This window comes from Paenibacillus hebaui (genome assembly GCF_051934385.1).
Classification (GTDB): domain Bacteria; phylum Bacillota; class Bacilli; order Paenibacillales; family Paenibacillaceae; genus Paenibacillus.
Genome location: NZ_CP196836.1, coordinates 4,661,723 through 4,682,597 on the forward strand (window position 1 = coordinate 4,661,723; position 20,875 = coordinate 4,682,597).

Consider the following 20,875-nt stretch of genomic DNA (forward strand, 5'->3'; position numbering starts at 1 on the left):
CCCCACCTCATTTGTTATGATTTCCTGAAACTATGTATACTTGAGTACTTTACTGCATAACCCAAATACCGCCTGCCAGAATGGAGAGTACCGTAATGAATGTTTGATAGACAATGTCCATAATAAGATTTCCGATACTATCGCCGTCCGCCTTCCGATTTTTGATCATGACATACGTATGAGACCATAACCCGCTCAACCCATAGATATACATCGTAACAAGCACGCCTACCCAAAAATTCCCCTGGAACCAGATGGCCATGATTCCCATGACTCCCAGACCCACTTGAGAGAATCCATATTTGACTTGAAAAGGTCCACCTGGCCAGCCAAGCATTTTAGCCGTTTGATCCGCTCTGGCGATATTCACGACATACCCGATTACTCCAACGAGGCCAAACGTTACCACAAACTGATGAAGTAACAACACTCTTGAGATTTCGCTCATCTCACCAGGAAAGCCTAGCGTATACAGATGAACCGCCCCTGATATAAGTCCTAGCAACCAAAGAACTAAAAACCACATTTTTTCACAACCTTCTCTTCAAATTTGGGATAATTTTCATTTAAAAACACTTCCTTGTAACTAAGCCAATTATATAACTACCCTCTTTTTTGTCAATTATTTGGATTTTTTTTATTTTGTTGCATTCAGTCGAATGATAGAATAACCTCCATAACAACATTCATAATCGCGAAATGTAAATAGATACATTTTACTGTAATTTTTTTCAATAAAAGTTCCGGTATGTAAATTATAACGATTTAATGCTTTACTATATTAAACTCAAAGAAATCTACCTGTTGATATTCTGTTTTATTTACCGGCAATTTTTTTACTTGTCCTGTTTTTTTTCAGGCTTAAAGGTTTCTCTTTAGTGGAAAAGATAGACTCTTGTCGGACTAACGACAAATAACCTCCCTCGCACTTTATCGCGCGATAGAAGGTTGTTAGTTGTCGTATTCTGGTACTTCAGCACCAATATGATTGTCTGCAAGCTATCTGTTACTGTGCGATCTGGTCGCGGATGGATTGAAGTATTTTTTTCTCCAGCCGTGACACCTGTACCTGGGATATACCCAGCCTGTTGGCGACCTCGGATTGGGTCTGATCCCGGTAATACCGGAGATACACAATCAGCCTTTCCCGTTCACTGAGGCCACCAATCGCTTCATTCAGCGCCAGCTTGTCAAACCATCGTTCCTGAGATTCGTCAGCAATCTGATCCATCAATGTGATGGGATCGCCATCATTCTCAAACACCGTCTCATGAATGGAGGTCGGCGGTTTGTTGGCTTCCTGGGCAAATACCACTTCCTCCGGGGTTACCCCCAGTTCTGCGGCAACTTCCTTGATCGTTGGCAAACGATCGAGATGTTTGGACAGTTCGTCCCTTTTTTTGCGGACTTTATTCGCCATTTCCTTAAGTGAACGGCTGACCTTCAAGGTACCGTCATCCCGCAGGAACCGCTGGATTTCTCCGATAATCATCGGAACAGCGTACGTCGAGAATTTCACATCATAACTGAGATCGAATTTGTCCACTGACTTGAGCAGACCGATACAACCAATCTGGAATAGATCCTCCGGATCATATCCCCTGTTCATAAAACGCTGTACGACGGACCAGACGAGTCTGATGTTGCAGTTCACCAGCGTATCCCGTGAGACATGGTCACCCGACTGACTGAGCGCAATCAGCCGTTTGACCTCGGCATCGTCCAAATAGGTCTGTGAAGATGGTTTCACTTCAGCATCCATAAGAACACCAACCCCTAATTATACAATGCTTTCTTGGATTCAATCCTTTTCTTCATCTTGATGGAGGTGCCTCTGCCGGGCTCACTGCTGACTTCGAATTCATCCATAAAGTTTTCCATAATGGTAAAACCCATTCCCGACCGCTCAAGTTCGGGTTTGGACGTATATAACGGCTGCTTGGCCAGTTCAAGATCTTCAATTCCTTCACCGCGGTCTTCTACAATAATCGTAATCATGTCTTCCCGGATCTCAGCTTGGATGGACACAACGCCTTCCGAATTGTTGTTATACCCATGGATGATGCTGTTCGTCACGGCTTCCGAAATAACCGTCTTCAGATCACTGAGCTCATCCATCGTTGGATCAAGCTGGGAGATGAAAGCAGCAACGGTGACCCGTGCAAACGATTCGTTCTCCGACTTGGCCGCGAATTGCAGATTCATGAAATTTGTCCCCGTTCCTTCATTCATGAGACGACCTCCAGACCTGAGAGAGCAGTTCCCTCATTTTCGTAAATCGGCATAATCTTGAACAACCCCGACATTTCCAGCAAACGATACACTGGCGGATTGACATCACAGACAACCATCTTGCCGCCTTTATTCTTAATGAGCTTATATCTTCCCAAAATGACACCCAGGCCCGAACTGTCCATAAATTGCAGATCTTTCAGGCTGAGTACCAGATGCTCGCATTGTCTGCGCTGGATGGCTTCATCCATCTGCATCCGTACCATGTCGGCTGTATGGTGATCCAGCTCCCCGGATAATCGCACAATCAGAATCCCGCGGTGATGTTCCATTTCCACATGCAAGTTCACGTTTGCTCACTCTCCTCCCTGTCTTGAACAAGGATTTCTACGCACCCGAAGGCTTTTCCTGCCCCCCGACAAAACTAGAAGAAAACCCCTATTTAACTACAAAATATATTCAAAGGATGCGTGCAATCGCGTAAATCGCGTCTAGTCGAACAGGTTGGATGTTGTCCGTTTGAACAGCTTCCACCACCCAGCCTTGTTCACATCCTGAGGAGCCTGTATGTCGAATTCCTTGACTACTTCATTGCCCTGATAGACAACCAACTTGCCAACACTCTGACCGGCCTTGATTGGGGCCTTGACTTCTTTCGCCATCAACAATTCATGACGGATATCATTCGATTTGGCACCTTTGCGCATCAGCACACTATAATTTTGCGTTGCATTCAGCGGCAGTTCGGCAACTTCCCCTTTTTCGATCTTCAAGCTACCCAGCAGGTCCCCTGACTTGTACAGAGCTTTCATCGTATACTGACCAAAAGCATAATCAAACATCGAGGATACTTCACTGTTCCGTGTTTTGGTATTCGGCTCACCGAGTACCACCGCAACCGTACGTAGCCCGTCCTTCGACGCTGTAGCCGAGAGACAGAACTTGGCCTCGGAAGTATATCCCGTCTTTAACCCGTCTGCTCCTGTGTAGAAACGAACCAGCTTATTCGTATTCACCAGCCAGAAAGGCTTTTTGGTATCTTTGCGAAGATAATCCTGGTAAGCCCCCGTGTATTTCGTAATGCCGGAATGCTTCAGCAGTTCACGGCTCATGACTGCAATGTCATGGGCGGAAGAATAATGGTTTTCGACCGGCAGACCATTACAATTGGCAAAATGCGTATCCTTCATGCCAAGCTCCTTCGCACGTTCATTCATTAGCTGTACAAAGGCTTCCTCCGAGCCAGCAATTTTCTCAGCCATGGCGACAGAGGCATCGTTGCCTGAAGCCATGGCGATCCCTTTTAACATATCGTCGACCGTCATTTCTTCCCCGGGCTCCAGAAAGATCTGTGATCCACCCATAGACGCAGCATATTCACTGGTTCTCACTTTATCGGTTAGCTTCAACTTGCCAGAATCGATCGCTTCGATGGTGAGCAGCATGGTCATAATCTTCGTAATGCTCGCCGGAGGCAGCTGATCATGACTGTTTTTCTCATAAATAACGGTGCCCGTATCTGCATCCATCAAAATGGCAGAGCGTGCCGACGGGGCTAAATCTGCTGCCCCCGCTGGTTTGGGTGTTTCTTCAGCCAGCGCTGTTGATGCCATTAGGGGCAGCAGGATACAAAGGGTCATGAACGATGCCATTATTCGTTTTTTCACTAGGGTTACCTCCTCAAATGACTTGCTTACTGCATGGTCAATGCATGTACTGCTAATCATTGTCGGCCCGATTGAAGTAAATTATTCCATGTAAAGAATGATTTCCCGAACTTTTTGTTTAAAAAGGAGGCAAGAACAAAAAAACATGACAAAATACAAAAAGACAACCTACCTGAATAGTACATCAGGGTAGATTGCCTCTTTTACGTGTTACCTATTACATTTGCGGAATAACAGCCAGAACAAGAGCCAGGAACGATTCACGAACACGCTCTGTTGTTTCCATAACCTCATCATGCGAAAGCGGCTGATCCAGTATTCCGGCAGCCATGTTGCTGATACAGGAAATACCGAGCACTTCCAGACCAGCGTGGCGTGCCACGATGACTTCGGACACCGTAGACATGCCAACTGCATCTGCACCCAATGTACGCAGCATCACGATCTCTGCTGGTGTCTCGTAGTTAGGACCAAGCATACCCGCGTACACGCCCTCACGTACGTTAAAACCTTGTGATGCAGCCGTATCCTTCGCCAGTGCGCGCAGGCGACGGCTGTAAGCCTCAGACAGATCCGGGAAGCGTACGCCCAGAGCAGAATCATTGGGTCCGATCAATGGATTTTTGCCCGTGAGATTCAGATGATCCGAGATCAGCATCAGGTCACCGGCCTCATACGAGGTATTTACACCACCTGCTGCGTTGGTGACAAGCAGGGAGGTCACTCCCAGTTCTTTCATGACACGTACCGGGAAGGCCGTCAGTTCCGGACCGTATCCTTCGTACATGTGGAAACGCCCTTTCATCATGACAACCGGACGACCTTTGATCGTTCCGACCAGCAATTCACCTTCATGTCCTTCTACTGTGGACACCGGAAAATGCGGAATATCCTGATAAGCAATGCTTACGCCATCTTCAATCAGTTCTGCCAAAATGCCGAGTCCTGAACCCAAAATCAAACCGACTTCCGGCTTGATGGAGCTTTTGCTTTGAATGTAGGATGCTGCTTCCAAAATCATCTGTTGGTTTAATGCTGTCATAAGATGTTCCCCCTTAAGTTGAAACGATCCGTCTGTATCCGCATTTTGCATAATCGATTCAACTGGAAAAGACGCTCTTTGAATTTATGCAAAATGCTTATGTATAACGGCGTTTAGATGTGTTCAATTTATTTTATCCTAATTTGGCTTAATGTTCCGCATTTTTTTGCAGATTTGCATTCACTAAGCAACTATCTTGCCCGCGGATGATGCGATTCATAGATCTCTTTCATCGTTTTGCGTCCATGATTGCCATACTGTTGTCCTGGTTGCTCCACATGACCGAGCATGTCCTGAACCGCACGTGTATCTGCCCCACTGGCAATCAGGTGGGCGGCAAACGAATGTCGCAGCGTATGTGGCGTAATTTCACCCGAGATGCCTGCATCCACCGCTGATTTTTTGAGCAGCTTCCAGAATCCCTGCCGGGTTAAACGTCTGCCGGATACGTTGACAAAAAGTGCCTGCTCGTCCGACTCTTTTTTGATCAGCAGGTTGCGAAAATCATCCACATATACACTCGCCCAGTGTGCCGCTGGCGCCCCAATAGGCAGAATGCGTTCTTTACCCGCTCCACCGCAGCGGATAAAGCGCATGCCTGGTTGTACATCCCGAACATCCAGCGCAATCAGCTCCGAGACCCGAATGCCTGTGGCATATAACAGTTCCAGCATGGCCCGGTCGCGCACGCCTTGCGGAGAACGTGTATCAGGCGCTGCCAGTAATAATTCAATCTCATGAATCGTTAATACCTGTGGTGGTGTTTTGTCTGCTTTTGGAGCCTCAACGTCAAACGTAGGGTCCTGGATAATGTCACCCCGCCGCATCAAAAAATGAAAATAGGAGCGCAGGGATACCACGCTGCGAGCAATGGTTGCATTGGCACGACCTGCCTGTTTCAGCTGACCTATAAACAGGATGACATGAGTCCGGCGCACCTGCTCCGCTGCCCGGATACCGTATTCTTTATCCGCAAATTCGATGAACTTGTCCACGTCCCGAAGATACGATTCCAGCGTGCTGCTCGACATCCCTTTATCCTCTTCCAAGTATAAGGCATAGGCGTGTATCGTCTGTCTCATGCACAACGCTCCTCATCTGACAGGACTGCCACAAAGGCAACCTGCTTCCGTATTTGCATCCCTGGCTGTTCAAGCTACTCCCCGTACCAATAGAATAAACGAAGACGCTCTGCCATTGAAGGACGTCCTTCCCCGTTGCCTGGCCAAACCGTTTCCTGAAATACTTTAACCGCATTTCCTGTTGGCATCTGATATTGGTCCACAGGCGAGATCCAGCCGTTGAACAAATCCAGGACATGATAGAACAGATAAACTAATGCAGCAAAAAATACGATAAAACGAATAAAACGGAGCCCTCTCCGCAGTGATATGATCATGGGTTGTACCCCCTCCTGATTCGAATCCGGTTCATCTAGAATCAGGGTATGTCAACAAACACAGAAATATGACATTCAGGGTAAAGCTCACATCACATGTAGTACCAAAAAAGCTCTCCCGTCAAAACCGCCGGTGAGAGCTTGAAGATATGCTATGTTATTCTTCATCTTTGGGCTTCTGGTCATTTTTAGCTTTGCAACGATAACAAACCCCATGAAAATCCAGACGGTGATCTACGACCGAAAAGTTAAATTCCCGCTCCAGACGCTCTTCAAGCGGTCCAAGCCAGTCCTCACGTATTTCATCCATACTTCCGCATTGAACACAGATTAAGTGATGATGGTGATGCTTGGATGTATCTCCGCGTAGATCATAACGCGCTACACCGTCGCCGAAGTTGATTTTCTCTACAACATGCAGCTCACTCAGCAGTTCGAGGGTACGGTACACGGTTGCCAGACCGATTTCGGGAGCCTTTTCTTTTACGAGCATGAATACGTCTTCCGCACTCAGATGATCTTCTTCATTCTCAAGAAGTACTCTCACGGTGGCTTCCCGCTGGGGCGTTAATTTATATCCTTGGGACTGTAGTTGCTGCTTAATTTTATCGATCCGTGCTTCCATTTTCTCCCTCCCCCTAGGAAATCACTGCACACTGCAACTTAACCCACTTCTTTCATTATAGGGGGAGTGCGTAATTAAAGTCAACAATTTACACGTTCACATGTAAGCTACGCAGGTAGCAGCATCGGCGTGACCCAGCGCATCATGGCAGGTGTCACCCAAGTTTCAAAAGACGCAACGCCTAACAGCAGTGCAGCCATAACGAGAGTCAGCACCATATATGAAGCAAAGGGCCTTTGGCGACCTGGCGTCCGCTGCATTAATACACGATTCCGAATGATATATAACGAGAAGGTCATGGCCGATACACTGCAAACCAGGAGCACAGGAATAACAAATAAATTATGCGGTGCAACTGAAACCAGTGCAAACAGCAACCCTTTCCAGGAGTACTGTCCGACAAGGTAACCTACCGTAAAACCAATGAGCACACCTTTTAGAAAATCCAGCACCAGTATGCCCGGTAGCCCGATGACCGATAAGCCAAGAATAAAAATCAGACCGACCCATTTCAGATGAAGCATGGCGATATCCCAATAGGCTCCGGTTTCAACGACCTGTCCGCTATGCTGTACTGTCATGAAAAAATTGCCTAGGTATCCCTCAAGATCCTGACGCTGTTCGAGGGACAAAGCATTGACCATCAGGGCGCCAAAAATGACGCCGACCAGAAACAAGACAGCCACGAATACATATAACGAGGTTTGACCTTTAAAAGTAAAGTAGGAAGAACGCATACAGGTACGGGTCCCCTTTCCGGTTATCAAGCTGCAGGATCTCCGTTGAAATCCTCATAGTCATTCTTATGAACCGGAACGCACTCGTATGACTTCTTGTCCTGATTGGTTCTCCCTCATGCAACACATTCCAGTTCCAACTTATTCCATCTCGCCTTATGAGCTTAACCCAGACTCTCTACTCCGATCTTTCCTTGCTGGACACCTTTCCGTAAGTACCTCCACCGCCAGAAGACAACGCCAATTGACCATTCCGCGCCGCAACGATAAACTCTGCCAGTACAGGCCCAACAACCGCTGCGAGCTCGCCTTCACTGGTGCGATGCAATACGTTCATTTCTGTCCCAAAATGGTCCAGCAACTGGCGCAGCTTGGCCTTGCCCAGTCCCGGGATGAACTCCAGGGGTACCTGAAAGTGATACGCAGGTCGGTTCTCCGGTACATGGGGACTCTCTCGATCAGAGATCGCCAGAATACGGTCTAGTACACCCTGCACCAACTTCAAACTGCCACAGTGTGGACAACGTTCGGCTGACATGGCCTGCTCGTCCATAATGCTTCCACAGGATGCACAATACGTGCGGTGATATTTACCAAGTCTCGGATTCAAACCGTAGTTGGCTGTAATGCTTCTGCCTTCCTGTCCCTTGAGCGCCATGCTGAATTCATCAAATGAAGGGGCAGCAAGTTGCAGCTCATTATATTCTCGTCCAATCTTACCGAGAGAATGAGCATCAGAGTTGGTCAAAAAAGGGACATGATCCAGTTCACGAATGTAACTGGCCATGGATGAATCTGAGCTTAATCCCAGCTCAACAGCATCGATAAGATTCGTATCCAGTACATCAGCCATACGTGGTGCTGTACTACCGTATATACCTTTGTGAGGTGTAAAAACATGTGCAGGCACAATAAGTCCACCCCGGGCCTTAATCTCGGCCTGCATCTCCAGAGCGGGTACATAGACTCGCTGAGAACTAAGGTTCACATTTTTCATATACCGTTTCATCCAGTCCGTGAAGGACTTCATCGTGTGCAGATCACGGAAGTAAGCAAGCATATGGAATTCCCGCATTTCCGGTTCGCGCAATTCCAGTTCCGTACCCAGCAGGATCGTTGTGTCCTGATACGCAATGCCTCCGCCCTTAAGCTCCGACATGGTACCATTGTCCAGCAACTGCTCGATATCCATCTGTACAACTGGGGAATGACAATCAATAACGCCAAGCAGATGAATTCCCTTGCGGTCAGAAGCTTCACGAGCGATATTCTCAAATGTCAGATCCCGACTGCCACTGATTTTAACCGCTTCACCCCGCGAAGTTCGTCCAATGTGAATATGCAGGTCTGCATAGCAGGGCTCCCACACGGCGGTCGCTGCCAGTTGTTCATTCATAGCTAAAACCGTCCTGTTGTTCTGTAGAGATCCCACGCATACACGGCCATCATCGTTTTGGCATCACTAATTCGGTTCTCATCCATCAGCTTATAAGCTTCTTCTATAGTGATCTCGGATACTTCCAGGAACTCGTCTTCATCCAAAGCCATTTCTCCTGCTTCCAATTCCTCAACAATGTACAAGTGGATGATCTCATCCGCAAACCCCGGTGAAGTGTAAAACGAACGCAGATGCCGCAGTGACTTGGCTACATAACCAGTCTCTTCCCGTAATTCACGTGCTGCCGCAATCTCGGGCTCTTCTCCCGGATCAAGCTTGCCCGCTGGAATCTCCACTTCGGTACGCCCCATGGCCTGACGATACTGATCTACCACCACCATACGGTCTCCGTTCAGAGCAAGAACGGCTACCGCTCCAGGGTGGCGGATAATTTCACGGGTTGCCGTCTGTCCGTTGGGCAGTTTGACAGTGTCGACCTGAAGGGAGATTACTTTACCTTCAAAGATGGGCTGGGTGGATATTGTCTCTTCATCGAGCTTCGGATTGGTTGGGTGAATCGGATTCGTTGGGTTCATTTACATTTCATCTCCAGTTCTATCTATATACGTTCAACTAATGATTATTTACACTGGCACTCCGATGACAGAACAACCTTCCAATCGCTGTTATCCCCAGATTTTTTGATTCCCTTTTTAAAGGGGAAAATCCGGGGATAAAGGCGAGATTACGCTTACGAAGTAGCTTTCTTGCAGAAAGCTTGTAGCTCCGCTTTTTCAGATTATTTCTGTCCTCTCCGTTATCGTGTAAATGTTTAATCGAACTTATATATTCTTTTATTTTAATCATACGTATAAACCTCTGTTTTTTGGCATATGGTGAGCCTATAGGCATCAAACCAAAATATAAAACGATCAGGGGGATACCAAATGAACAGTTATTTGACACCGCAATCCGTACATGTGGTAGGACAAGCCCGACAGGTACAGCTCATACTCAAACAATGGCTGCGTGAATGGGGCCCAGATGCCAAATTAAGCGAAATGCTCGCTGGACGCAAATAAAATATAGTCCCTGTTTATGTTCAGACCTCCTATAAAATATAACATTAATGAGCAAAAAGTCCGAATCGGGTACAGACCGAGTTCGGACTTTTCAATTACAGGATGGAAGCAAGACCGCACGCTTCGCCTGCTACACCTTTAATTCTTGTCCGAAGCTGTTTCCTGAATAATAGCCACAACAACCTGGGATAGCTTCACAATGTCTTCGGCACGAATGCGTTCTTTTGTCGTATGGATGTCTTCATAGCCCACTGCCAGGTTGACCGTAGGGATATTAAATCCATTGAATATGTTCGCATCACTGCCGCCACCGGAAGCAAACGTGTTGGTCTCCAGTCCCAAGCTGCGGATGGCACGCTGTGCAAGCTGTACAACTTCATGTTCATCGTGGAAACCAAATGCAGGATACAAGATCTCACTGCGGAATTCAGCCGTTGCACCGTACTTGCGGCACGTCGTTTCCAGTGCTTCACGCATCTCGGCAATTTGCAGCTCCACCTTCTCCTGTACAATACTGCGGGCTTCAGCTTCGATCTGCACAAAATCACAGACAACGTTCAGTGCTGATCCGCCCTGGAATTTGCCAATGTTCGCCGTCGTCTCATCATCGATTCGTCCCAGCTTCATTGCCGCAATTGCTTTGGCAGCCACCTGGATTGCGCTGATGCCATCTTCGGGGTTCACTCCCGCATGTGCAGACTTTCCATAGATACTCATTTGAATTTCCGCTCTCGCTGGTGCAGCAACACAGATCGTGCCTACGGCTCCGTTGGAATCAAGCGCATAGCCAAACTCCGCTTCGATATCCTTCGGATTCATGGCACGCGCGCCTACCAGGCCCGACTCTTCACCAACCGTAATGACAAATTGAATCTTACCATGTGGTATCTTGTTCTCCTGGATGGCACGAATCGCTTCAAACAGAGTGGCAATACCTGCCTTGTCATCTGCACCCAGAATCGTCGTCCCGTCACTGCGAATCCACCCGTCTTCACCCAACTCAGGCTTAATGCCCTGTCCTGGCGTTACGGTATCCATATGACATGTGAAAAAGATAGGTGCAACCCCTTCTGTTCCTTCGGCTTCCCAGGTAATGACGAGGTTTCCGGCACCATGTCCGGTTTTCTCCATCGTATCGTCCTCCACTACACTGAGACCCAGCTGGGCAAACTGTTCTTTTAACACGTTGGAGATGTTCTGTTCATTCTTCGTTTCACTGTCAATCTGCACCAGTTCCATAAACTGGTCAATGACACGCTGCTGCTTAATCATAAGGCTTTCCTCCCTCTCGTGGATACGGTACAATACAATTACTATGGCTTGTTTACTTTATGTTGAAAGGAGTTCTCTCATCATGCAAAAGAAGAAATGGTTCAAAATCATCATCTATCTCATGCTGATCGCCATGATTGGGTCCACCCTTTTCATCGCGCTCGAACCTTTACTGTTCGGATAGACACCCGAAGTCTTTGACTGTCTGTTTCACAGACGGTGAAGGGCTTCTTTTTCTGTTATCCAGGTGATCTCATAAGGGAAAATTCGGTTGAAGTACGGAACAATATCTTGCGCCACCTGTTCCACAGTGTAGCTCTTGCCTGTAATATCCTCAAGTGACGTCACACCGTACTGTTCGATACCACAAGGGACAATCCCCTGAAAACCCGCATGCTGGATGCCGGAGGTCACATTAAAAGCAAACCCGTGACTCGTCACGAAACCGCGCCGATGCTTGCATCGATTGAATTTCACCCCAATGGCAGCAATTTTCATGTCACCAATCCATACACCCGTGTAGGCATCTTTACGTCCCGCCTCGATTCCCTGATCAGCCAAATAATCCATGATCATCTGCTCCAGACTGCGCAAATAGCCATGTAAATCCAAGGCTTCATCCCTTCCGATAACCAGTAACGGGTAACCTACCAGCTGGCCTGGGCCATGATAAGTAATATCACCGCCGCGATCAATTTGAAACAAGGAGATGCCTTGTTCCCGTAGTTCATCCTGGCTGAGTAGCAGATGCTCCGGGTGATTCTGTGAACCGATCGTATACGTTGGCGGATGCTGGAGCAATAACATCTGTTCCGCTCCTTCACCCTCATCCAGTTGCTGTACAATCGCTTTCTGGCGGTTCCAAGCCTCTTCATAATCAAGCATCGGTATGTATGCAACATCCAGCGGCTTGTTCATGATTCCTCCACACCCTTCTGCTTCAATTTTCAATGAATTAGGAGCATTAATTGAAAACAGATGGAAAAGTGTACGGCCTACGGCGCATACACTTTCCCATCCTTCATCTATTCAAAACGTTTTGCCTCATTCGTGATCAAACGCGCTCACGGATATGGATGCAAAATGCCTGCTTAATACACCTTGGTGTCCATCGTGTAACCTTCGAGGTTTTCTTTGACACGTTGTAAGAAACGTCCACTGATCACGCCATCCAAAATACGATGATCCAGTGACAAACACAGGTTAGCCATCGAACGAACGGCGATCATGTCGTTAATGACTACCGGCTTCTTCACGATCGATTCAAACGTAAGAATCGCGGCCTGCGGATAGTTAATGATCGGCTGCGACAGAATCGAACCAAACGAACCCGTGTTGTTCACCGTAAACGTACCGCCCTGCATATGATCCAGCTTCAATGTACCTTCACGTGTTTTGCGTGCCAGCTCATCCACTTCACGGGCCAGACCCGCAATGTTTCGCTGATCGGCATGTTTGATCACGGGTGTCAGTACAGAATCTTCGGTTCCTACCGCCATGGACAGGTTGATATCCCGTTTGACAATAATTTTGTCAACAGCCCAGACCGAGTTCATGATCGGATAATCTTTGATCGCATTAACGACGCCCTTCATCATGAAGGACAGATACGTCAGATTGATACCTTCTTTACGCTTGAACTCATCCTTGAGTTTGTTACGAAGCATCACCAGATTGGTTACGTCCACTTCAATCATCGTCCACGCATGCGGGATTTCCGATACGCTTTGACGCATATTACGAGCAATGGCATTACGCACAGGGGTAACATCAATGAAATATTCCGATCTTCCCTGTCCGCCACCTTCCACTTCGATTTGCGGGATTTTCGGACTTTCGGTCAGATGAATACCGGAATGTCTCACAGGAACACCTGCATCAGCCGCCCGGACATTTTCACCCGTAGATAAGCCGAGTTCTCCATTGCCCCGATTCACTCCGCTGAATGGAGAAGCAGACGGCACGCCAGAAGGCGCATGCTGTACTGCTGCAGATGATGCTTGTGCAGACGCAGACGATCCGGCCGAGTTACCTCCCTGTGCAACAAATGCCAGCACATCCTTGCGTGTAATCCGACCGCCTGCCCCAGTGCCCTGGATGCTTTGCAAGTTCAGACCATGCTCCGCTGCCAAGGATTGCACTGCCGGGGAGTACCGATTACGCATCGGCTGATTGGAGTCATGTCCAACTGTGCTCACTGCACCTGTAGCAGATGCGTAATTCGTACCTTGCTGTACATGTCCATGGTCACCATTGTGTTGCTGAGGGGCTTGTGTGACTTGCTCTGCCATTTCTTCATTAGAAGCAGCAACCTGCATGCGGCAGATTGCTTCACCAACAGCAATCGTTGTGCCCTCTTCCACCAAAAGATCACCCATAACCCCATCAACCGTTGATGGGATTTCGGCATTAACTTTATCGGTTATTACTTCACAGATCGGCTCGTACTGTTCCACACGGTCGCCCGGTTTTTTCAACCATTTGCCTATGGTAGCCGAGACCAGCGATTCCGCCAATTGCGGCATAATGACCTCGATCCATTTCATACGTTCAGCCATTTGATTATCACTCCAAACTTTACTTTTAAACGATCCAAAAAAACGAAATTAAAACTCGGCGAGTGTGCGCATTGCTGCCTTAGCTTTGTCCTTGCTCAGCATATAGAATTTCTCCAATGTTGGGCTGATAGGCATTGCCGGCACATCCGGTCCGCAGAGACGCTGAATCGGCGCATCCAGTTCAAACAAACATTCTTCACTGATGATTGCCGCAACTTCGGCACCTACACCACCAGTTTTATTATCTTCGTGCACGATCAGCACTTTTCCTGTCAGACGAGCAGAAGCAATAATGGCGTCACGATCGAGCGGCTGCAATGTGCGCAGATCCAGAACATGAGCTGTAATACCCTCTTCGCGTTCCAGCTCCTCCGCAGCCTGCATCACGAAATGCAGCGGTTGGCTGTAGCCAATAACCGTAATATCAGCACCTTCACGAAGTACATTGGCTTTACCAATCGGAACGATGTAATCATCCTCTGGCACATCTTCCTTAATCAGCTTGTAACATTTTTTGTTCTCAAAAAAGAGAACCGGGTCCGGGTCACGAATCGCTGCTTTGAGCAATCCCTTGGCATCGTATGCCGAGTAGGGAGCTACAATTTTCAGACCAGGTGTGCCAAAGAAGATCGATTCTGGGCATTGCGAGTGATACAGCCCACCGAAGATCCCGCCACCAATCGGCGCGCGGATAACAATCGGGCAACTCCAGTCATTGTTGGAGCGATAGCGAATTTTCGCCGCTTCACTAATGATCTGGTTCGTTGCCGGCAGCATGAAGTCCGAATATTGCATTTCGGCAATCGGCTTCATGCCGTACATCGCAGCACCAATGGCAACACCTGCAATAGCGGATTCAGACAAAGGCGTGTCCATCACCCGCATTTCGCCAAACTGATCTTGCAAACCTTTAGTTGTGGTAAACACACCACCTTTGAGACCTACGTCTTCACCAAGAATAAAGACATTTTCATCTCGCTCCATCTCTTCTTTCATCGCGAGACGGATTGCATCAATATATTCCATTACTGCCATCGTTACCGTCCCCCTTCTTCGCTGTCCGCATAGACGTGAGTCAGAGTGTCCTCAGGTTTCGGATATGGCGCGTTGTCTGCATATTCAGTTGCTTCTTTCATTTCCAGCGCAAGTTGGGAAGCCAGATCCGCATCCCGGGCTTCGTCCCAGATGCCGCAATCAATCAAATAGTTCTTCATGCGAGGCACGCCATCTTTCTTCCAGTTCTCCTCAACTTCTTCTTTGGTCCGGTAAGCCAGATCATTGTCGGAAGTGGAATGAGGTGACAACCGATACATCATTGCTTCAATAAGTGTCGGGCCTTCCCCAGCTATGGCACGGCGACGAGCTTCCTTCACCGCTGCATATACTTCTAACGCATCGTTTCCGTCTACACGGATTCCGGGGAACCCGTATCCTAGTGCACGATCGGATATTTTGCCGCTCAACTGTTTGTGAATCGGTACCGAAATCGCATACTGATTGTTCTCACACATGATAATTACAGGAAGCTTATGAACACCTGCAAAATTGGCACCTTCGTGGAAATCTCCCTGGTTGCTTGACCCTTCTCCAAAAGTAACAAAGGAAACAAATTCTTTCTTCTGCATTTTGGCAGCCAGTGCAAATCCTACAGCGTGCGGAACCTGTGTTGTAACCGGGCTGGAGCCCGTAACAATCCGCAGCTTTTTGTGACCAAAGTGACCCGGCATTTGCCGCCCGCCACTATTTGGATCTTCCGCCTTCGCAAAAGCAGACAGCATCAACTCACGCGGAGTCATGCCTACCGCCAGTACAAATCCGTAATCGCGGTAATACGGTAAGTAATAATCGTGATTCCGGTCCAGACCAAAGGCCGCGCCTACCTGTGCAGCCTCCTGGCCTACTCCGGATACGTGAAAGTTAATTTTGCCGGCCCGCTGCAACAACAAGCAACGCTCGTCGAATTTACGTGCCAACAGCATGTATTTGTACATATCCAATACTTCACCATCGCTAAGTCCCAGCTGTTCATGCCGGTGGACCGCATCTGCAGTACCTTGTGAACTCATATGAGGTACCTCCTTTTAATCAGAGCCTATGCCAGTCTTACTACCCGATCTTATAACCTGGTACTAAGACTTGGCTTAACCTTATTATAATCCCTTTTCGCCAAAAAAGGAAAGGACCTTTCTCATAAGCCTGTTTGGCTTACATTCCAATCGCTTTTCCATCAACCGCCAGCATGGCTTCACCCATGATTTCCGATAGAGATGGGTGAGGATGAATCGTCTGTCCGACTTCCCATGGAGTGGCATCCAGCATCTGAGCCAGAGAAGCCTCCGCAATCAGTTCCGTCACATGGGTACCAATCATATGTACACCCAATATATCATTCGTTTTGGCATCGGCAATTACCTTCACGAATCCATCACGATTTCCATGAACCAACGATTTTCCAATCGCCTGAAACGGGAACTTGCCTGTTTTGATTTCGTGACCGCGCTCTTTGGCTTCCCGCTCGGTGAACCCAATGCTTGCCGCCTCCGGGCGTGTGTATACACAGCGTGGAATACGATGGGATTCGACAGCGTGCACCGTTTCACCCGCCAGATGATTCACAGCCAGAATGCCTTCATGACTCGCAGCATGCGCAAGCTGCAATCCGCCGATGCAATCACCAATGGCATAAATATGCCCCTCACCGGTTTGCAAATGTTTGTTCACCGCGATGAAGCCACGGTCGAGTTTGATATCCGTATTTTCAAGTCCGATATTTTCGACATTGGCCTGACGTCCAACCGATACGAGCATTTTGTCTGCTTTCAGCGTCTCTTGCTTCTCGTCGCCTAGCTGAACATCAATCCGAATGCTGCCTTTCTCAACGCTATATGTCTCAGTCAGAACACTGGCTCCTGTCAGAAAGCGAACACCACGTTTGCCGAGCAATCGCTGCATCTCCTTCGCAACATCTTCATCCTCTGCCGGCAATACGTGAGCGGCTGCTTCGACAACCGTAACTTCTACGCCAAAATCATTCAGCATGGAAGCCCACTCCAGGCCAATCACACCACCACCAACAATGATGATCGATGCAGGAAGTTCGTCCATCCGCAGGGCCTCGTCACTGGTCATAATATATCGGCCGTCTGGCTCCAGACCAGGCAGTACGCGTGGACGTGAACCTGTAGCAATAATGAGGTTTGTTGGCACAACCGTATCCATCTCGCCATCTTCAAACTCAACAGCTACCGCTCCGCTCTGAGGCGAGAAAATAGAGGGACCGATGACGCGCCCATTGGCGTGTACCACCTGAATTTTATTTTTTTTCATCAAATACTGAACGCCCTGATGTAACTGCTCCACAATTGCATCCTTACGCGCCTGTACCTTGGGGAACACGAGTGTTGCTCCTGCGGTTTCAATGCCATACGTTTCGCTCTCCTGAATCTCAGCGTACACTTCCGCACTTCTCAGCAGTGCCTTACTTGGAATACAGCCGCGATGCAAACAGGTGCCCCCCAGCTTATCCTTCTCGATAATTACGACTTGTTTCCCCAACTGTGCAGCACGGATCGCGGCAACGTATCCTCCGGTCCCGCCTCCAAGAATGGCAACATCACATGTAATTGGCATCTTTTCTGTTCTCCTCTATCGATATGATTTCAAACTATTTGTAAGATAATAATCAGAATAACTCTTGTTTTGTACATACCCTCTATATTCCATTGTACTCTCCTTAAGCAGTCAACTCAAAGTTTGTTCATTCACGCATGGACAGCCTATAGAATCCAAGCTATGATGGAATCAGGCATGACCTGTAAACGCAACCTTTATTTTACGTCAACTTCAGGCAGAAGGAGTTTAATGGTAATGAATACTAGATTGGTCTTTGCTCGATTTATGGCAATCGTTGTTCTGGTCATTCCCGGTTTAATGGCAATGAAGGGTTTTCTGATGATGAAAGACGCTCTTTTCCTCTATTATGCCGAGCATGGGAACGAGCAAATCTCACCGGGTTTTCAGTGGCTTTCCTTCGGCGGAGGGCTTGTCCTGTTTGCCGCAGGCATGAGCTTCCTGGGAGGCTGGATTCTGTTCCGTGATCGCAAGCGTAATTATGTAGGACCCCGTTTCCGGTCCAAAGGTGTATCCGAAAAGACAGATCCGCCCGGAAGGACTTCCTGAGTCCGGGCTTTTTGTCGTTTATACGGCTCTGTATGCACCGCCACATAAGCTGGATCACTTCCCTTTCTAAACGGTGCACGATCAGGTATAATGCTTATTTATTCAAACGAACATTTTGCATAAATGCTGAAGATCGATTCAAATCTCTTCATGCGAAATGCCGATACTTTTACATAGACAGGATGGATCATCATGATATCTTTTTTAATTACGCTGAAAAGACTGCTCAAAGGTATTTTTCATGCGTTCAAAGACCCCCAGTTTCTGGCGCTGTTTGCCTTGACTGCGGCAACGCTGCTTTCGGGCACCTTATTTTACAGCCGAGTTGAAGGCCTGCACTGGATTGATGCACTATACTTCTGCGCTGTTACACTAACCACGGTGGGACATCCTGAATTTGTGCCATCCACCGGATTTAGCAAAGCGTTCACCGTCATTTACATGTTTGCAGGCATCGGCCTGACCTTTGCCATGATTGCCAGAATTACAGCAGGTATTCTATTTCCGCGTAAATTAAAGACAGAAGAGAACCCGGAGTAATCTCCGGGTTATTCGTACAATGCATCCCGCAGCTTGGTAGACATGCGTGACTCTTTGGAAGAAGACTTCAGAATCGTTCTGCGCAAAGTCAGGTTACTGGCTTGTAGTCGCTCCACCTCTGCGAACAGATCTGCAATCAATGCCTGCGCAGTTTCATCGAGAACAGCCTGTCCTTTCAACCGTTCATATCTCTCCTGTAATTCGGATAATGCTTCACTCATCGTTAACACCTCTTTTCAATCGACACCTGGTTAATCCACTGCCGTAACCAACGCCTTAACATTCCATATAGTAACACAAAGCTGCATAGATTAGTTCTGGCTCTTACCAAAGATTTTGTGGTACTCTGTAATGGTCGCTTTTTTTGTTGAATCCCGTATGTGAGAGGAGTAGCAGCACCGTGCAAACAGGACGTATTACCGTAATTACAGGACCTATGTTTAGTGAAAAATCCGGTGAACTCATTCGCCGTTGTCAGAAATTAATTCAATTCGGCCGTAAAAAGGTCGTTGCTTACAAACCTGCTGAAGATAATCGGTTTGCCCAGGACGAGATCGTTAGCCGAATCGGCTACCGCCTGCCTGCCCATTCCATTCCCCGGCAATTGACCCCGGAATCCGTTGAGATGATCTTCGCTCAGACTAAAGATGCTGATGTTGTTGCATTTGATGAAGTTCAATTCTTCAGTAGCGCCATCATGGAGCTGATCTCCGAGCTCGCCTATTGTGGCAAACATGTTATTGTGGATGGACTTAATATGGATTATCGTGGCAAGGAATTCGGATATGTGGGCGGTTTGCTCGCTATGGCAGATGACATCGAGAAACTCTCGGCATTCTGCGCGGTATGTGGAAGCCCGGACGCGGCATTCACCCAGCGTATCGTTAATGGAGAGCCTGTTACCCTCGGTCCGGTTGTCATGATCGGCGATTCAGAAGCTTACGAGCCACGCTGCCGTTGCTGTTTCATTCCTCCTCACAAAGTTGAATGCTGAACCAGCTCTCAACGTAGAATGCAATCTATAGGTTCTGTTAGGGCGGTATTTGTCGCTACAAGTCCCAGAGATCTCAAAGAAAAGCCCTTAAGGGCTTTTTTTTACTTTGGTTACTTTTAAACGAGTCACTACTCTTTTTCCGCTCTTAGCTATCTCTTGGCACACAAAAAAGCACCGCCTCGTAGCGATGCTTTCCAATCGTCATCTCCCGCTAGTCCCGGGAAACAAAATATTTGTTGGTCATGTAGTAAGCGTCACCACGCGACGTTTCTACCATTCCTTTTTTGGCATCCAAAAATAAAATTTCTTTACACTTTGTGCAGTACCATTTGGTGCGCTTGTATGGAGATTCTGTCACATAAGCCGTGCCACATTTACAATCAATCTTCATCAATATTTCGGTTGATTTATAAGCACTGGACAAACGTTCCAGGTTATCCTGCTGCTGTGTAGGCATAATCGTCTGCTGATAATCCGATAAATGATTTTGAACCTTGAAATCTGCCACCAATCCTGCATTCAATCCAAAAAACTCCTTGCCGATTTCGGTCACGAAGCGCTTCTCATTTCTGTAGCAATCCAGCCACTCAATAATCTGCTTATTAGACAGTGGAACCGTACCCTTGATACCGCTGTTTAAGGTGTAGGTCATGATGTATAAAGTATCGTCTTGTCTACCTGAGTACATTAGAATCCTCCTTCGAATACATTTGCTAATGTACTACAAAAACGCTCATAAATCAAAGTAATGTTATTTCCTGAGCGTCTCTCCTCATGATTAAATGGGCAACATTCCGCGTTGCTCTGCCAACGATTTACAATATCTGCATACACCTGTAACATTTCCCTGGGAAGTCGCATAATACACTACGGATTCAACTTTTTTGTTGCAAATGGAACAATGGTTCCTCCTTTCTTTCTTGGGAGTGTAGTCCGATAACTTTACTACGTTTGTACTCGGTCTGACTCTGCGTAAGAAGCCCAGCCATTTCATCTCTTTCTCACACTTCCTTGTTTGCCTGCTTAGGAGCTAATTTTTGATGTCTTCGGCAAAGAATGACCCTGCAATGGTTATGTATACGATTCCAAGTTGTGCATGTCTATCTCATGAATCTATTCGACGTTTTGAGCCTTTTTCCTGTATATAATCTCTACACATATAAAAAAAAA

At 47.5% G+C, this 20,875-nt stretch carries 25 protein-coding genes; 5 read left to right on the top strand and 20 right to left on the bottom strand.

Features of this window, described 5'->3' with window-relative positions; genetic code table 11:
• Positions 1-49: 49 nt before the first annotated feature.
• The 12 genes from ACR32F_RS21105 to ACR32F_RS21160 all read right to left on the bottom strand — a co-directional run bounded on the left by ACR32F_RS21105 (position 50) and on the right by ACR32F_RS21160 (position 9,676).
• Entirely contained in the window at positions 50-526 is a 477-nt protein-coding gene (locus ACR32F_RS21105) for a DUF6790 family protein (protein WP_440110457.1), read from the bottom strand.
• Between the two features lie 480 nt (positions 527-1,006).
• Positions 1,007-1,762: an RNA polymerase sporulation sigma factor SigF gene (gene sigF / locus ACR32F_RS21110; RefSeq protein WP_405170074.1), complete on the bottom strand. Its 756-nt coding sequence runs from the start codon at positions 1,760-1,762 to the stop codon at positions 1,007-1,009.
• A 14-nt stretch (positions 1,763-1,776) separates the two neighbouring features.
• Positions 1,777-2,232 (bottom strand): anti-sigma F factor, encoded by a 456-nt coding sequence (gene spoIIAB, locus ACR32F_RS21115; RefSeq protein ID WP_036672324.1) that lies wholly within the window; start codon positions 2,230-2,232, stop codon positions 1,777-1,779.
• Positions 2,229-2,582 (bottom strand): anti-sigma F factor antagonist, encoded by a 354-nt coding sequence (gene spoIIAA, locus ACR32F_RS21120; protein WP_036663380.1) that lies wholly within the window; start codon positions 2,580-2,582, stop codon positions 2,229-2,231. Before spoIIAA ends, spoIIAB begins: the two co-directional genes overlap by 4 nt.
• Positions 2,583-2,723: 141 nt before the next feature.
• Positions 2,724-3,845 carry a D-alanyl-D-alanine carboxypeptidase family protein gene (locus tag ACR32F_RS21125; protein WP_440119966.1) on the bottom strand — a complete coding sequence of 374 codons (1,122 nt, stop codon included), beginning with the start codon at positions 3,843-3,845 and terminating at the stop codon, positions 2,724-2,726.
• Between the two features lie 271 nt (positions 3,846-4,116).
• Positions 4,117-4,941 (bottom strand): purine-nucleoside phosphorylase, encoded by an 825-nt coding sequence (locus ACR32F_RS21130; RefSeq protein ID WP_440110460.1) that lies wholly within the window; start codon positions 4,939-4,941, stop codon positions 4,117-4,119.
• Positions 4,942-5,132: 191 nt separating this feature from the next.
• Positions 5,133-6,023 carry a tyrosine recombinase gene (locus tag ACR32F_RS21135; protein WP_440110462.1) on the bottom strand — a complete coding sequence of 297 codons (891 nt, stop codon included), beginning with the start codon at positions 6,021-6,023 and terminating at the stop codon, positions 5,133-5,135.
• A 74-nt stretch (positions 6,024-6,097) separates the two neighbouring features.
• Complete coding sequence (locus ACR32F_RS21140) at positions 6,098-6,340, bottom strand: DUF4227 family protein (protein ID WP_440110464.1); 243 nt, start codon at positions 6,338-6,340, stop codon at positions 6,098-6,100.
• Positions 6,341-6,497: 157 nt separating this feature from the next.
• Positions 6,498-6,965: a ferric iron uptake transcriptional regulator gene (gene fur, locus ACR32F_RS21145; RefSeq protein WP_440110466.1), complete on the bottom strand. Its 468-nt coding sequence runs from the start codon at positions 6,963-6,965 to the stop codon at positions 6,498-6,500.
• A 107-nt stretch (positions 6,966-7,072) separates the two neighbouring features.
• Entirely contained in the window at positions 7,073-7,702 is a 630-nt protein-coding gene (spoIIM, locus tag ACR32F_RS21150) for a stage II sporulation protein M (RefSeq protein ID WP_440110468.1), read from the bottom strand.
• Between the two features lie 178 nt (positions 7,703-7,880).
• On the bottom strand, positions 7,881-9,098 hold the full coding sequence (locus ACR32F_RS21155; RefSeq protein WP_440110470.1) for an endonuclease Q family protein: 1,218 nt from the start codon (positions 9,096-9,098) through the stop codon (positions 7,881-7,883).
• A 2-nt stretch (positions 9,099-9,100) separates the two neighbouring features.
• The gene (locus ACR32F_RS21160) at positions 9,101-9,676 is read right to left on the bottom strand and encodes an NUDIX domain-containing protein (RefSeq protein ID WP_440110472.1); all 576 of its coding nucleotides are present in this window, start codon (positions 9,674-9,676) and stop codon (positions 9,101-9,103) included.
• A 351-nt stretch (positions 9,677-10,027) separates the two neighbouring features.
• On the opposite strand from ACR32F_RS21160, the gene ACR32F_RS21165 reads away from it, so the two are divergent.
• On the top strand, positions 10,028-10,162 hold the full coding sequence (locus ACR32F_RS21165) for a Z-ring formation inhibitor MciZ (protein ID WP_440110474.1): 135 nt from the start codon (positions 10,028-10,030) through the stop codon (positions 10,160-10,162).
• A 138-nt stretch (positions 10,163-10,300) separates the two neighbouring features.
• On the opposite strand, the gene ACR32F_RS21170 is transcribed toward ACR32F_RS21165, so the two are convergent.
• Positions 10,301-11,434 carry a M20/M25/M40 family metallo-hydrolase gene (locus ACR32F_RS21170; protein ID WP_440110476.1) on the bottom strand — a complete coding sequence of 378 codons (1,134 nt, stop codon included), beginning with the start codon at positions 11,432-11,434 and terminating at the stop codon, positions 10,301-10,303.
• Positions 11,435-11,516: 82 nt separating this feature from the next.
• Here ACR32F_RS21170 and prli42 point away from each other — a divergent pair, with 82 nt between their 5' ends.
• Complete coding sequence (gene prli42 / locus ACR32F_RS21175; RefSeq protein ID WP_017687624.1) at positions 11,517-11,618, top strand: stressosome-associated protein Prli42; 102 nt, start codon at positions 11,517-11,519, stop codon at positions 11,616-11,618.
• A 26-nt stretch (positions 11,619-11,644) separates the two neighbouring features.
• On the opposite strand, the gene lipB is transcribed toward prli42, so the two are convergent.
• The 5 genes from lipB to lpdA all read right to left on the bottom strand — a co-directional run bounded on the left by lipB (position 11,645) and on the right by lpdA (position 17,622).
• Positions 11,645-12,352, bottom strand: coding sequence for a lipoyl(octanoyl) transferase LipB (gene lipB, locus ACR32F_RS21180; protein ID WP_440110479.1), 708 nt, complete (start codon positions 12,350-12,352; stop codon positions 11,645-11,647).
• 173 nt (positions 12,353-12,525) lie between these two features.
• Positions 12,526-13,992 carry a dihydrolipoamide acetyltransferase family protein gene (locus ACR32F_RS21185; RefSeq protein WP_440110481.1) on the bottom strand — a complete coding sequence of 489 codons (1,467 nt, stop codon included), beginning with the start codon at positions 13,990-13,992 and terminating at the stop codon, positions 12,526-12,528.
• A gap of 48 nt (positions 13,993-14,040) precedes the next feature.
• Complete coding sequence (locus ACR32F_RS21190) at positions 14,041-15,027, bottom strand: alpha-ketoacid dehydrogenase subunit beta (protein WP_440110483.1); 987 nt, start codon at positions 15,025-15,027, stop codon at positions 14,041-14,043.
• A gap of 2 nt (positions 15,028-15,029) precedes the next feature.
• A complete protein-coding gene (locus ACR32F_RS21195; RefSeq protein WP_440110485.1) occupies positions 15,030-16,058 on the bottom strand; it encodes a thiamine pyrophosphate-dependent dehydrogenase E1 component subunit alpha in 1,029 nt (342 codons plus the stop codon).
• A gap of 139 nt (positions 16,059-16,197) precedes the next feature.
• Positions 16,198-17,622, bottom strand: coding sequence for a dihydrolipoyl dehydrogenase (gene lpdA / locus ACR32F_RS21200; RefSeq protein ID WP_440110487.1), 1,425 nt, complete (start codon positions 17,620-17,622; stop codon positions 16,198-16,200).
• A gap of 231 nt (positions 17,623-17,853) precedes the next feature.
• On the opposite strand from lpdA, the gene ACR32F_RS21205 reads away from it, so the two are divergent.
• The gene (locus tag ACR32F_RS21205) at positions 17,854-18,171 is read left to right on the top strand and encodes a DUF2627 domain-containing protein (protein ID WP_440110489.1); all 318 of its coding nucleotides are present in this window, start codon (positions 17,854-17,856) and stop codon (positions 18,169-18,171) included.
• 192 nt (positions 18,172-18,363) lie between these two features.
• Positions 18,364-18,711, top strand: coding sequence for a potassium channel family protein (locus ACR32F_RS21210; RefSeq protein WP_440110491.1), 348 nt, complete (start codon positions 18,364-18,366; stop codon positions 18,709-18,711).
• 8 nt (positions 18,712-18,719) lie between these two features.
• Here the strand turns inward: ACR32F_RS21210 and ACR32F_RS21215 are convergent, their stop codons facing one another.
• Positions 18,720-18,932 (bottom strand): hypothetical protein, encoded by a 213-nt coding sequence (locus ACR32F_RS21215; protein WP_440110493.1) that lies wholly within the window; start codon positions 18,930-18,932, stop codon positions 18,720-18,722.
• Between the two features lie 179 nt (positions 18,933-19,111).
• Here ACR32F_RS21215 and ACR32F_RS21220 point away from each other — a divergent pair, with 179 nt between their 5' ends.
• Positions 19,112-19,705 carry a thymidine kinase gene (locus tag ACR32F_RS21220; protein ID WP_440110495.1) on the top strand — a complete coding sequence of 198 codons (594 nt, stop codon included), beginning with the start codon at positions 19,112-19,114 and terminating at the stop codon, positions 19,703-19,705.
• Positions 19,706-19,916: 211 nt separating this feature from the next.
• On the opposite strand, the gene ACR32F_RS21225 is transcribed toward ACR32F_RS21220, so the two are convergent.
• The gene (locus ACR32F_RS21225; RefSeq protein WP_440110497.1) at positions 19,917-20,393 is read right to left on the bottom strand and encodes a hypothetical protein; all 477 of its coding nucleotides are present in this window, start codon (positions 20,391-20,393) and stop codon (positions 19,917-19,919) included.
• Positions 20,394-20,875: the final 482 nt, after the last annotated feature.